14 protein-coding genes are annotated in these 11853 nt (G+C 38.9%); 13 read left to right on the forward strand and 1 reads right to left on the reverse strand.

What is annotated here, in order from left to right; translation table 11 throughout:
* Positions 1–12: 12 nt before the first annotated feature.
* The 11 genes from hisC to UN64_RS14630 all read left to right on the forward strand — a co-directional run bounded on the left by hisC (position 13) and on the right by UN64_RS14630 (position 9580).
* Complete coding sequence (gene hisC, locus UN64_RS14580; protein ID WP_077364047.1) at positions 13–1116, forward strand: histidinol-phosphate transaminase; 1104 nt, start codon at positions 13–15, stop codon at positions 1114–1116.
* Positions 1117–1601: 485 nt separating this feature from the next.
* Complete coding sequence (locus UN64_RS14585; protein ID WP_077364049.1) at positions 1602–2474, forward strand: hypothetical protein; 873 nt, start codon at positions 1602–1604, stop codon at positions 2472–2474.
* Positions 2475–2512: 38 nt separating this feature from the next.
* Positions 2513–3766 carry a tetratricopeptide repeat protein gene (locus tag UN64_RS14590; RefSeq protein ID WP_077364051.1) on the forward strand — a complete coding sequence of 418 codons (1254 nt, stop codon included), beginning with the start codon at positions 2513–2515 and terminating at the stop codon, positions 3764–3766.
* Positions 3767–3856: 90 nt separating this feature from the next.
* Positions 3857–4408: a ReoY family proteolytic degradation factor gene (locus UN64_RS14595; protein WP_066290437.1), complete on the forward strand. Its 552-nt coding sequence runs from the start codon at positions 3857–3859 to the stop codon at positions 4406–4408.
* A gap of 323 nt (positions 4409–4731) precedes the next feature.
* On the forward strand, positions 4732–5196 hold the full coding sequence (locus UN64_RS14600) for a YpiF family protein (protein ID WP_077364053.1): 465 nt from the start codon (positions 4732–4734) through the stop codon (positions 5194–5196).
* 120 nt (positions 5197–5316) lie between these two features.
* Entirely contained in the window at positions 5317–5820 is a 504-nt protein-coding gene (locus tag UN64_RS14605) for a QcrA and Rieske domain-containing protein (RefSeq protein WP_066290429.1), read from the forward strand.
* A 3-nt stretch (positions 5821–5823) separates the two neighbouring features.
* On the forward strand, positions 5824–6495 hold the full coding sequence (gene qcrB / locus UN64_RS14610) for a menaquinol-cytochrome c reductase cytochrome b subunit (protein WP_066241815.1): 672 nt from the start codon (positions 5824–5826) through the stop codon (positions 6493–6495).
* Between the two features lie 48 nt (positions 6496–6543).
* On the forward strand, positions 6544–7311 hold the full coding sequence (locus UN64_RS14615) for a menaquinol-cytochrome c reductase cytochrome b/c subunit (protein WP_077364055.1): 768 nt from the start codon (positions 6544–6546) through the stop codon (positions 7309–7311).
* Positions 7312–7369: 58 nt separating this feature from the next.
* The gene (lhaT, locus tag UN64_RS14620) at positions 7370–7936 is read left to right on the forward strand and encodes a lipoprotein heptaprenylglyceryl N-acetyltransferase LhaT (protein WP_077364057.1); all 567 of its coding nucleotides are present in this window, start codon (positions 7370–7372) and stop codon (positions 7934–7936) included.
* 83 nt (positions 7937–8019) lie between these two features.
* Entirely contained in the window at positions 8020–8814 is a 795-nt protein-coding gene (locus UN64_RS14625) for a sporulation protein YpjB (RefSeq protein ID WP_077364059.1), read from the forward strand.
* A gap of 85 nt (positions 8815–8899) precedes the next feature.
* On the forward strand, positions 8900–9580 hold the full coding sequence (locus UN64_RS14630) for a zinc metallopeptidase (RefSeq protein WP_066290419.1): 681 nt from the start codon (positions 8900–8902) through the stop codon (positions 9578–9580).
* Between the two features lie 30 nt (positions 9581–9610).
* On the opposite strand, the gene UN64_RS14635 is transcribed toward UN64_RS14630, so the two are convergent.
* On the reverse strand, positions 9611–10483 hold the full coding sequence (locus UN64_RS14635; RefSeq protein ID WP_077364061.1) for a YitT family protein: 873 nt from the start codon (positions 10481–10483) through the stop codon (positions 9611–9613).
* A 215-nt stretch (positions 10484–10698) separates the two neighbouring features.
* Here UN64_RS14635 and UN64_RS14640 point away from each other — a divergent pair, with 215 nt between their 5' ends.
* On the forward strand, positions 10699–11046 hold the full coding sequence (locus tag UN64_RS14640; protein ID WP_077364063.1) for a nucleotide pyrophosphohydrolase: 348 nt from the start codon (positions 10699–10701) through the stop codon (positions 11044–11046).
* Positions 11039–11842: a 4-hydroxy-tetrahydrodipicolinate reductase gene (gene dapB, locus UN64_RS14645; protein WP_077364065.1), complete on the forward strand. Its 804-nt coding sequence runs from the start codon at positions 11039–11041 to the stop codon at positions 11840–11842. Before UN64_RS14640 ends, dapB begins: the two co-directional genes overlap by 8 nt.
* The last annotated feature ends 11 nt before the right edge of the window (positions 11843–11853 follow it).

Raw genomic sequence — 11853 nt, forward strand, 5'->3', positions numbered from 1 at the left:
AGGAGTGGGAAAATGCAGCCGAAAGAACAGTTGTTATCACTACAGCCATACAAACCAGGTAAACCCGTAGAGGAAGTGAAGCGTGAGTTAGGTTTAGAAAAAATAGTCAAACTCGCTTCCAATGAGAATCCATATGGGTGTTCTAAATTAGCCAAGGAAAAGATAACTGAAGAACTTTCAAATCTTCAAGTTTATCCGGATGGATATGCAGCTGAGATTAGAGAAAAATTATCTGGTTATTTAGGGGTTAAACAAGAACAGCTTATTTTTGGAAATGGTTCAGATGAAGTTGTTCAAATTCTATGCCGAGCTTATTTATCTCCTGAAACGAACACCGTAATGGCTGCTCCCACTTTTCCTCAATACCGTCACAATGCAGTTATTGAAGGAGCAGAAATTCGAGAGGTGCCGTTAATTAACGGTAATCATGATTTAGATTCAATGCTTAATGAAATTGACCACAAGACAAAGATTGTCTGGCTCTGTAATCCAAACAATCCTACGGGGAACTATATACCCGAAAATGATTTTGTTCAATTTATGAAAAAGGTCCCATCTGATGTCATAGTGGTTAGTGATGAAGCATACTTTGAATATGTTTCGGCAAATGATTATCCGAATACCATTGATTATTTAAAAGATTATACTAATCTTGTAATTTTGCGTACGTTTTCTAAAGCACATGGACTAGCTGCGCTGCGTATTGGATACGGTATAGCCGATAGATCTATTATTAAAGGTATTGAGCCTGCTCGAGAACCATTTAATACATCGAGACTTGCTCAAGCAGCTGCAATAGGAGCATTAGAGGATGAGGGCTTTATCACTGAGTGTAAACAAAAGAACAGGGAGGGGCTAGAACTCTTCTATTCTTTCTGTGAAAGAAAAGACCTTCTTTACTACCCGTCTGAGGCTAACTTTATATTACTTGATGTAAAATCTGACGCGGATTCAGCATTTAATTATTTATTGAAGAAAGGCTACATTGTCCGTTCAGGAAATGCGCTTGGCTTTCCAAGGATGATTCGAATCACGATTGGTGAAGAAGAACATAACAAAGAAATAATAGGACATCTTGAAGCATATATAGAATCCCTCGTAGAAAGTTTGAACTGATTTATAGCCCGGTGTCGATCAGACACTCGGGTTATTTTCATAATTTTCAAAAAAGTGTTGCATTTTCAGAATACTCTATTTATAATGTAGTTAATATGGTTTCTCTCCACTCCTATCCATATTATTCTTTCCTGACAACGCTTACATGTCAGGACTTTTTTTGTTTATTTTTCCTCATTTTATTTAAAGCTCTTTTCTTAGGGTTGTTGTATTTGGTTATTTTGTTTTTTCTACATGGACTAGTTGATTGGAGTGGAAGGTGTGAGACTCCTGCGGGACGAGCGGTCAGGTGAGACCCTTAATGGCGCAAAGCGGCAAGGGGCTCACCGCACGCTCCGCGGAAAGCGAAGCAACCTGGAGCGGAAATCAACTACTTTCCAGAGCAACAAAGTTTGCGAAAACAGCCTTTAGAAATAATCCTCCTTTTATCATATATTTTATAATAGAATCATAGCTTGTCTTAAAGAGATAAAAGGAGGCGAGCTATGCGGTATATTATTGAGCGCCCTTTAGATTCGCTTGGTACAAATACAGTATTTTCTTATCTTGTAGATTCTCAAAAAATATCATACGTATCACAAGGGCCTCTTAGAATGAATGTTATGAGAATGTCGATGCATGGTTTTAAGATGATACCCGGTCATATTACGCCGCTAATGTCTATCAATAAAATGACCGTAGAGGATGTTAGGAAACGGACAGTTGAGAAAACACAGCGCGGCACAACCACATTATTAACTTCAGCCAGAATCAACTATCTCCATGAAGCTGACCACGAATTAAAAAGAACTCGGCACCTGCTTATATCAAGTTCAATCGATTATTGCATCGGTCTCTCTCTATCAGCAGAAAAAATCACTCCAAATGTCGTCCGTTATTGCAAGCAGAAAAAGATTCCTTTTATTGAGTTGATCTGTGATGATTTCAGTCAGATGACACGCGTAGTATGGGAAAGAATCAGAGAAGCTAATTTTCCGTATGGTACTGTTATCTTTCCGAAGTTTCCTTTTGATATAGAAGATAAGAAGAAAAAAATATGGCACAAAAAATGGAACGATATTTCAGCAAATATGCAGATACCTACTCTTTATAAGAAATTGAACGAAGATGAGCCGCTTCCGCTTCCTTTTTTAAAAATACTCGGAATATATCCTCAAAAAGGTGGACTGTTTTCTGGCAGTGATGCAGATTATTGTTTGCTCTCAGGAGAAGGCATGGATGAAAAGATAAGGTCAGTAGTTGTAAGAGGTACAATCGTCCATTCTGATAATAAATCAGAAAATAAGCAAGGTTACGGAAAAGAAATTATTATAACTCAGCCCCGTCGTTTTGGAGAATCTCTTGTTTCTCGTGTATAATAGGCACAAGAAAACATGGGAAAAAGGGGTTTTAGGTATTGAACACAATCCAAGATGCGATTAGACTTGTAGAACATGGAGATGTAGAAAAAGGCATGTCTCTATTAGAACAATTAGGACAAAATGCAAACGATGCAGAACAATTTGAGATTGCTGAAGTATATCTGGATTGGGGTCACACTTCAAAAGCTATGAACATACTGAATAACTTGCTGAATAAATACCCTGGTGAGGGAGAACTCCTCGTATCTATTGCTGAATGCTGTCTGGATGAAGGTATGGATGAAGAAGCAATCAGTTATTTAGAGCAGGTTGATAAGAATGACGAAGAGTATTTAAGGGCATTAATTCTTCAAGCAGATCTTTATGAAGGAATGGGTTTAACTGAAGTTGCAGAACGAAAACTAGGAGATGCACATGAAAAAGATACCGAACACCCTATACTTTCATATGCATTGGCAGATTTTTATCTAAGACAAGGAAAATTTGATTCAAGTTTGCCGCTTTTTCAAAAAGCCATCGAGAACAATGCTGAAATCGAAGATCTTTCATTTAGATATGCAGAAGCATTGAGCCGTGCAGGGAAATTTGAGGAGGCGCTTCCGTTATACAGAAAAGGCCTTGACCATCATAAAGATCTTTATAGCTTGTTTGGACATGGAGTTACTGCTTTTAAAGCAGGTGAATTTAAAGAAGCTATTTCAGCTCTAGAAGAATTGAAGGATATGGATCCAGATTATACGACGCTATACAGTGTTCTTTCTGAATCTTATGAAGAAGAAGGAGCTTTGGATGAAGCGTACCAAGTTATCCAAGATGGATTGAAAAGAGACGAACATAATGAAAACATATACTTGCAGGCTGCGAGACTCGCGTATAAGCTGCATTACCCAGATCAAGGTGAAGAATGGGTTAAAAAAGCACTGGAATTAAATCCAGCTCTTATTGAGCCCCTGTTGCGATTAGGAGATCAATATTTACGCGAGGAAAGATTTGAAGATATTATAAGCCTCTACAAGCCGCTTACAGAAACAAAGGAAGAAATTCCTCTTATGTATTGGCATCTTGCAACGGCTTATAAGGAAACAGAGGATTATAAACAATCTTTAGTATGGTATGAAAAAGCTGCCCAGCTTTTTCAGGATGATCCCGTGTTTTTAGAAGAATATGCATATTTTTTATTAGAAGACGGAAAACAGGAAGAAGCTAAAAATATAATGAAAATTTTGCTTGCAATGAGTCCTGAGAGAGCGGATATTGAAGATGTATTAAACAGATTGGAAGAATTTTAAAACTTTCTGAAGCAAAGAAGGATTTTAAAAGCAATGAGAGAATATAAATATTATAAATAAGACGTGTTTTTGAATGATGGGGGGATTGCAATGAGCAGCACCGTTTCGGTCCTTGAAAAGAAGGATTTTATCAAATGGTTCCTTAATCATTATCAGTTAAAGAAGCGCGAATGTGTATGGCTTTTAAATTATTTAGTCAGTGATGATCAGCTGATGGAAAAAGTTCATTTTGTTGAAAAGGCAGAATATTGTCCTAAGGCTATTATTATGTCTACTCAATGTACAGATGGTGTACCTTTCCGTTTTTACAAACAGAACGTTTTAACAACGGATGCAGAAAAATCTTTCCATGATATCCGTTTAAATCAGGAAGAAGAAATTTATTTGGAGCTTAACTTTAATGCTTCGAGACTGACACCTGAATATGCCTCTGTACTGGAAGAGAATCCGCATCTGCCTCAAAATATGTCAATGGACAAAAAGTACGGCATATGGGCAGAAATGATTCTTGAAAAGTCTATTGAAACTTACCGTAAAAACGATATTATGGCTAAGATCGACGAAGCATTAGACCAAAAAGATTATGATAGCTTTACCAAGTGGACGACAGAACTTAAAAACCTTGAAAAACAGCCATCTTAATTGGAAAGGATGACTCAAAGCTGAGTCATCCTTTTTTATGTGTTTATCAAAGGTTAAAATCAAGATGAAATATGGAACAAGTGCTGTTCATTATGCCTTCTTTCTGTCCGAATCCAAAAGTTTGCCGCCTCAATCTACGAGTTGGGCCCTTTCATCCAAAAGTTTACTTCCTTAATCCATAAGTTTTTGTCGGATATCCACGAGTCTGCATTCGTCGCCAAATTCCGACAACCCTAATGTATATTTACATAGAATAACGTTAAAACCAGCAGAATTGTGGTACGATAAAAGCAGAATAAGGAATAGCGTAAGGAGACTTAATTATGAGATGGAAGACAAATGATGCAGATGTATTTTTAAAGTCTGGGGAATATGTTGATAGTCTGCTAATCCCGTTAACCCCGATCGATTTTAAACAAGATTTTAAGAGCAGTGTCACGATGGGGGAATATACTGAGATGCTTTGCGGTGAAATTGAGCGGCAGCTGCACGGAAGGATGTTTTTATCTCCTAATTTTACATATGTCAAAGAACATTCACCAATCGAGCAGTTAAAAAGTTTGCTAGACCATGTTGCAGCCTCTGGACACTTTAAACATATCTTTTTAATGACTAGTGATGTGTATTGGAAGGAATTTGAACATACTATTACAGGGCAGCTTTTTTGGGTTCCTGCACTGCCGCTTGAAAGTATGGATGAGAAATATAGGCTCGAAGTTATTAAAGAACAAGTGAAACCGCTTTTTCAGCTCATCTTTAATGATTGGCAGCGCGGGATAAAATCATGATATTTACGTCATGTTCATATTGACAGTAAAAGACAACTTAAGCTATCATGTTTATGTCCTAGTAATATGTGTGTAAAAGTCCGGAGGGACCGTTATTTACAGCATAAGGGGGGGAAAACAATGTCAAAGGAAGATATTTCAAGACGTCAGTTCTTAAACTACACATTAACTGGCGTTGGCGGATTTATGGCTGCCGGCATGCTTATGCCAATGGTCCGTTTCGCCCTTGATCCGATTTTAAAAGAGGGTTCTGATCAAAAATTGGTAGCGGTTACGAGTATAGAAGAGCTATCGAACGAACCAAAGCGTTTCGACTTTAAAATCAAACAAAAAGATGGCTGGTACGAGTCTGATGTCACTCAATCTGCCTGGGTTTATAAAGCGAAGAACGGTGATATTATCGCACTTTCTCCAATCTGTAAACACTTAGGCTGTACAGTGGACTGGAACACAGATCCATCACACCCTAATCAGTTTTTCTGTCCTTGCCACTTAGGGCGCTATACGAAGGATGGAACTAACGTAAAGGGTACTGCACCTCTTGCGCCGCTTGATGTGTATGACAGCCAGGTGAAAGATGGGAAGCTTTACTTAGGAAAGGCAAAACCAAGAAAGGGGGCGTAATGAATGCTACAAAAGATTTATGACTGGGTAGATGAGCGCCTGGATATTACGCCGCTTTGGAGAGATGTTGCAGACCATGAGGTACCTGAACACGTAAACCCCGCACATCATTTTTCTGCGTTTGTTTACTGTTTCGGCGGATTAACTTTCTTTATCACGGTTATTCAAATTCTTTCAGGTATGTTTTTAACAATGTATTATGTGCCTGATATCGTGAATGCTTGGGAATCCGTTTATTACCTGCAAAATGAAGTGGCATTTGGAGTTATCGTACGCGGAATGCATCACTGGGGCGCAAGCCTTGTAATCGTAATGATGTTCTTACATACATTGCGCGTATTCTTCCAGGGAGCTTATAAAAAGCCAAGAGAATTAAACTGGGTTGTCGGAGTACTTATTTTCTTTGTTATGTTAGGTTTAGGTTTTACAGGATATCTATTGCCTTGGGATATGAAAGCGCTATTTGCGACAAAAGTAGGGATTGAGATTGCTATGACAATTCCTGTAGTTGGACCGATCGCTAAAACATTCCTTGCCGGCGGAGAAATTATCGGAGCACAGACGCTTACGCGATTCTTTGCGATTCACGTATTCTTCCTTCCTGCAGCATTGTTAGGCTTAATGGGTGCCCACTTCTTAATGATCCGTAAACAAGGTATTTCCGGACCGTTGTAAAAACCAGCAATGATTTAAAAGTTTCATGAGAGCAAAGGAGGGAAATATATGCATCGCGGTAAAGGAATGAAGTTTGTCGGAGACTCTCGTGTTCCTGCTGAACGCAAACCGAATATACCGAAAGACTATTCGGAGTTCCCGGGAAAAACAGAAGCATTCTGGCCAAACTTTCTTTTAAAAGAGTGGATGGTTGGTGCCGTTTTCTTAATCGGTTACCTAGTATTAACTATCGTTCATGAATCTCCTTTGGAGAAAAAAGCTGATCCTACCGATGCTGGATATATTCCTCTACCAGACTGGTACTTCTTATTTTTATACCAGCTCTTGAAGTACAAGTATGCGGCAGGGGATTATGTTCTGATTGGTACTGTAATTATTCCTGGTCTGGCATTTGGTGCCTTAATGTTAGCACCGTTCCTAGATACAGGATTGGAGAGACGTCCTTCTAAACGTCCGATTGCAACTGGATTAATGCTATTAGGTTTGATTTCCGTTACATATTTAACATGGGAATCCGTTGTGACTCATGATTGGGAAAAAGCAAAGACTCAAGGTAAGATTGTTGATGTAAGCTTTGACCAAAATGATCCAGGATATCAGATCTACCAAAAACAAAGCTGTGTTGGCTGTCACGGCAACACACTGACTGGCGGAGCTTCTGGTCCATCATTGATCGGTACAGGTTTGAAGCCTGAAGAAATCATGAAAATCGCTAAAGAAGGTAAGCCTCCAGGCATGCCTCCAAACGCGTTTAAAGGATCAGATGAAGAGCTAAAACAGTTAGCGGAGTTCATCTCAAAACTTGAAAAGAAATAATGTGAAAAGCCGGCTCGGTATGGGTCGGCTTTTTTTCTAAAAGTAAAGGAGCATAAAAATGTCGTGGATTTTCACAATCATCAAAGAACGATGGTTTCTAATGACTCTTCTGCTCGTAAATATCTTAGGTACGATTTACGGTTATATTTGGTACTACTATCAGCTGATTGAAACTCCATGGTATTTTCTTCCGTTCGTTCCTGACAGTCCGACAGCATCACTGTTCTTTGTGTTTGTTCTAATAGGTTTTTTGCTGAACCAGCAGAATGGCCTTTTAGAAGCGCTCGCAGCAGCATCATTATTTAAGTATGGCATATGGGCAGTAGGGATGAACTTAGGGGGAGCTCTTGTCGGAGATCCCTTAAATATCGTTAATTATACGCTTATATTCTCTCATCTCGGAATGGCGGTACAAGGCCTTTTGTATGCCCCTTTTTATAAAATTAAAATGTGGCATGTCGGTATGGCTGCGGTATGGCTTTTTCATAACGAGATCGTAGACTATGTATTTGGCATGATGCCAAGATATCCAGTTTTAGCTCCTTATCAAGACACGATCGGCTATTTTACCTTCTGGCTTTCTGTACTATCTGTGGTTCTTGTCTGGCGAATGAGAAAATACTAGCTTTTTCTTTAATGCCTTAAATTAGGTCTAACCTTGTCCCAGCTCTCATACTTTTTAGTATAAGGGTACAGGAGGGACAACGGATGAAAAGGGTAGGATGGACAGTATTGATTTTTTGTATCGTTTCTTTAGCTGCGATGCCTGTTTATGCATCGAATCATACAATTATAAAAGATTGGTCAGAGATTAATGAACTTACGGGTGAAATATGGGAACTAGGTAAAATTGAAAGGTATAATGAGGCGGCAGATGTTCTAGAGTTCACTTCGGAAAATATATTCCACATTCAAGATGTGCTGTCGTTAAGACCTGATCAGAAGCGTCTGGTAGAATACACATTCTCGGATGCTATAACATCTCTGCAGAATCCGGAATGGTCGAAAGAGAAAAAGCTTAACAAACTCACTGAAGTCCGTCTCCTTGTTGATGCCTTGCAAACCAATTATGAACCGTTATGGAAAAAGACAGGTTTAATGATGCTTGAACCGTTTATTACCATGGAAAAAGAAATCGGTGATCAAAATTCAACAGCGTTTCATCAAGCAGCAAATCTGCTGTTAGAACGGTATGAAACAGTTAGACCTGCTTTGATGGTTGATTTAAGTCCCGATAAGATTGATAAATTAGATGAACATGTTTCCTATGTAGATACTAACAGAAATAAAATTTTGTCAGATGCCGAACACCAGAAACAACTTGAAGCAGCTGCTGCAGACTTTGAAGCTCTTTTTTTCGCTAAAAATGATAATTCAGAGCCTTCGCTGTTTTGGCTGATCTTTTCAATAGGCGGAATTATTTCATCGACATTATTTTATGTGGGCTGGAGAAAATATAAAGGTGATAAAGAAGAAGAGCTTCGAGTGCCTGGAAAGAGATAACCTTGATGCGAATTCTTTGACAAGCAATGGTTATTAAACGTAAAATGTTGCTAACAAAAGCTTTTTATATGGAGGAATGCAAAAAATGGGTGGATTTTTAATCTACTTCGCTATTTTGCTCATTGTTCCCATTTGGGCGCAAATGAGAGTTAAAAGTACGTACAAGAAATATTCAAAGGTAGCTAACAGCACTGGTAAAACAGGTGCAGAAGTAGCAAGACAGATTTTAGATGAAAATGGGTTGTATAATGTTCAAGTAGAACCTGTTAGAGGAATGCTATCCGATCATTATGATCCTCGCAGCAAAGTAGTTCGTTTATCTGAAGATAACTATTATGGAAATTCGATTGCAGGTGCCGCTGTTGCAGCCCACGAAGTAGGCCATGCAATCCAAGATGCTGAAGGTTATGCCTTCCTGCGTTTCAGACACGCACTTGTACCTGTTGCCAATATCGGATCGAACTTTTCATTCTTATTGATTTTAGGCGGTATTTTCTTTCAAGCAACAAACTTGTTCTTGCTGGGAATAATCTTCATGTCAGCGGCTGTATTGTTCCAGTTCGTAACTTTGCCTGTTGAGTTTAATGCAAGCTCTCGAGCGATGGACCAGATCGTATCAACTGGTATGATTCGCAACAATGAAGAACGCGGAGCTCGCAGAGTATTAAATGCTGCAGCATTAACATACGTTGCTGGCGCACTAGTTGCATTGCTGGAATTAGCTCGATTTATATTCATGTTCTTAGGAATGAACCAAGATGACTAATGCAAAACTCCCGATTTCTCGGGAGTTTTTTTATCTTCCTATAGGGTTCTTATCCGCATCTAGAGTGAAACCTTCTCCGATTACCTCATGGACATCATTAACAGTTACAAAGGCATGGGGATCTATTCTTTCGATAACTTGCTTTAAACGAACAATTTCGTTCTTCGCAATTACACAATACAGAACTTCACGAAGCTGCCCGGTGAAAGTTCCTTTACCATTTAATAATGTTGCACCGCGGTCGAGTTCCTTCATAATATTTGCAGCAATTTCAGTGTTTTTCTCTGAGACAACCATCACTGCTTTCCCGGCATAAGCTCCTTCTTGCATAAAATCAATCACACGTGCTCCAATAAATACTGCAACAAGAGTATACATTGCTTCACGATAGTTTAAGTAAACAAGTGAAATGGCAATTACCATAAAATCGAAAATAAACATGGTTTTACCCATACTCCAGCCTAAAAATTTATGGCCAAGCCGTGCTATAATGTCAACTCCTCCGGTCGTTCCCCCATAGCGAAATATGATTCCTAGGCCGACACCGATAAATACACCAGCGAACAGAGCAGCGAGTGTCATATCTTCTTTCAGATCTATCATAATTGAAGAATATCTTTGGAAGATAAATAAGAAGACGGATACCGCAATAGTCCCAATCACTGTATAAATGAATGAATTTCTGCCAAGTAGCTTCCATCCCACAAAGAATAAGGGGATGTTCAAGGCAAGGTTAGAATACGAAGGATCAATGGAAAATAAAAAATAGAGAATAAGAGTGATCCCGGTGAAACCGCCTTCTGCTAAATTGTTTGTCATATTAATATGAACAATTCCAAAAGAGAAAATAGCAGAACCAAGTAGGATAAAAAGAATATTTTTTAGTTTGATAGGATAAATCATATAATGCCTCTTTTCTGTCTAAATCGAGTTGTTTCTTTAGGCTGCTTTCTTAATTTTGTTATTGAAAGGAGTTGATCAATCAATAATCTTTTAGGAAACAGCCTTTTCTTTAAAACACGCCTTCCTATTATAATCAAAATTTCATGAAATTTGTCAAACATAAAAAATACCGATAACATATAGGTGGAACTAAAAAGATAAGGAGGGTCACCATAATGGCCAACCGTACTTTAAAAGAAAGTCAGGACATAGTAGATCAATACATATCACAGTTTAAAGAAGGGTACTTCAGCCCTCTTGCAATGCTTGCCAGATTGACCGAGGAGCTTGGTGAACTCGCTCGTGAGGTGAATCACCATTATGGCGAAAAACCGAAAAAGTCATCAGAAGATGCGAAGACAGTAGAAGAAGAACTTGGAGATATGTTCTTTGTTTTAATATGCCTAGCAAATTCCCTTAATATAGATTTAGATAAAGCACTTAGTACAGTAATGAATAAATTTCAAACACGGGATAAAGACAGATGGACACGGATTGATGAAGGAGAGAGAGACAATGGATAAAATAAAAATTATTTTAGCAGGTCCCCGCGGTAAGATGGGTACAGAAGCGTTGAAGATGATTGAAGCTGCATCTCATTTCGAACTGGCAGCTGCAGTGGACTCTAAGAATGACGGTTTGCAAGTGAAAGATCTAGAGGGTGCTCCTGTTTCTATGGAAACACCAGTCTACGATGACTTAGAACGATGTATCCAGTCGGTGGAAGCAGATGTATTAGTTGACCTGACTCGCCCCGATATTGGTAAAAAACACCTTGAAATCGCCCTTAACCACGGATTAAGAACGGTGATCGGCACGACTGGTTTTTCAAATGAGGATCTCGAAAGGCTGACAGAGCTTGCACAAGAAAAAGATACAGGTGCTATAATCGCACCAAACTTTGCGATAGGTGCTATCTTGATGATGAAATTTTCACAGATGGCTGCTAAATATCTTCCTGATATTGAAATTATAGAGAAGCATCATGATCAGAAGCTTGATGCACCATCAGGTACTGCACTTAAGACCGCTCAGCTCATTACTGAAGTCCGCGAAGAAAAGAGACAAGGGCATCCAGATGAAAAAGAAGACTTGCAAGGTGCAAGAGGAGCAGACCTAGAGGGAATTCGAATTCATAGTGTAAGACTGCCCGGGTTAGTCGCTCACCAAGAAGTTATGTTTGGCGGTGAAGGACAGCTGCTGACTATCCGCCATGATTCTATGAACAGAGCGTCTTTCATGCCGGGAGTGAAAATGGCTGTAGAAAGTGTTATGAACATAGATGGCCTAGTTTATGGACTTGAAAATATTATGGAATAAGAGGTGTAATC

Source organism: Fictibacillus arsenicus (genome assembly GCF_001999465.1).
In the GTDB taxonomy this organism is placed as follows: Bacteria; Bacillota; Bacilli; order Bacillales; family Fictibacillaceae; genus Fictibacillus; species Fictibacillus arsenicus.

Excerpts from the sequence above, each read along its gene's own strand:
- hisC (WP_077364047.1), top strand. The coding sequence starts at position 13 with ATGCAGCCGAAAGAACAGTTGTTATCACTACAGCCATACAAACCAGGT.
- UN64_RS14585 (WP_077364049.1), top strand. The coding sequence starts at position 1,602 with ATGCGGTATATTATTGAGCGCCCTTTAGATTCGCTTGGTACAAATACA.
- UN64_RS14595 (WP_066290437.1), top strand. The coding sequence starts at position 3,857 with ATGAGCAGCACCGTTTCGGTCCTTGAAAAGAAGGATTTTATCAAATGG.
- UN64_RS14600 (WP_077364053.1), top strand. The coding sequence starts at position 4,732 with ATGAGATGGAAGACAAATGATGCAGATGTATTTTTAAAGTCTGGGGAA.
- UN64_RS14605 (WP_066290429.1), top strand. The coding sequence starts at position 5,317 with ATGTCAAAGGAAGATATTTCAAGACGTCAGTTCTTAAACTACACATTA.
- qcrB (WP_066241815.1), top strand. The coding sequence starts at position 5,824 with ATGCTACAAAAGATTTATGACTGGGTAGATGAGCGCCTGGATATTACG.
- UN64_RS14615 (WP_077364055.1), top strand. The coding sequence starts at position 6,544 with ATGCATCGCGGTAAAGGAATGAAGTTTGTCGGAGACTCTCGTGTTCCT.
- lhaT (WP_077364057.1), top strand. The coding sequence starts at position 7,370 with ATGTCGTGGATTTTCACAATCATCAAAGAACGATGGTTTCTAATGACT.
- UN64_RS14625 (WP_077364059.1), top strand. The coding sequence starts at position 8,020 with ATGAAAAGGGTAGGATGGACAGTATTGATTTTTTGTATCGTTTCTTTA.
- UN64_RS14630 (WP_066290419.1), top strand. The coding sequence starts at position 8,900 with ATGGGTGGATTTTTAATCTACTTCGCTATTTTGCTCATTGTTCCCATT.
- UN64_RS14635 (WP_077364061.1), bottom strand. The coding sequence starts at position 10,483 with ATGATTTATCCTATCAAACTAAAAAATATTCTTTTTATCCTACTTGGT.
- UN64_RS14640 (WP_077364063.1), top strand. The coding sequence starts at position 10,699 with ATGGCCAACCGTACTTTAAAAGAAAGTCAGGACATAGTAGATCAATAC.
- dapB (WP_077364065.1), top strand. The coding sequence starts at position 11,039 with ATGGATAAAATAAAAATTATTTTAGCAGGTCCCCGCGGTAAGATGGGT.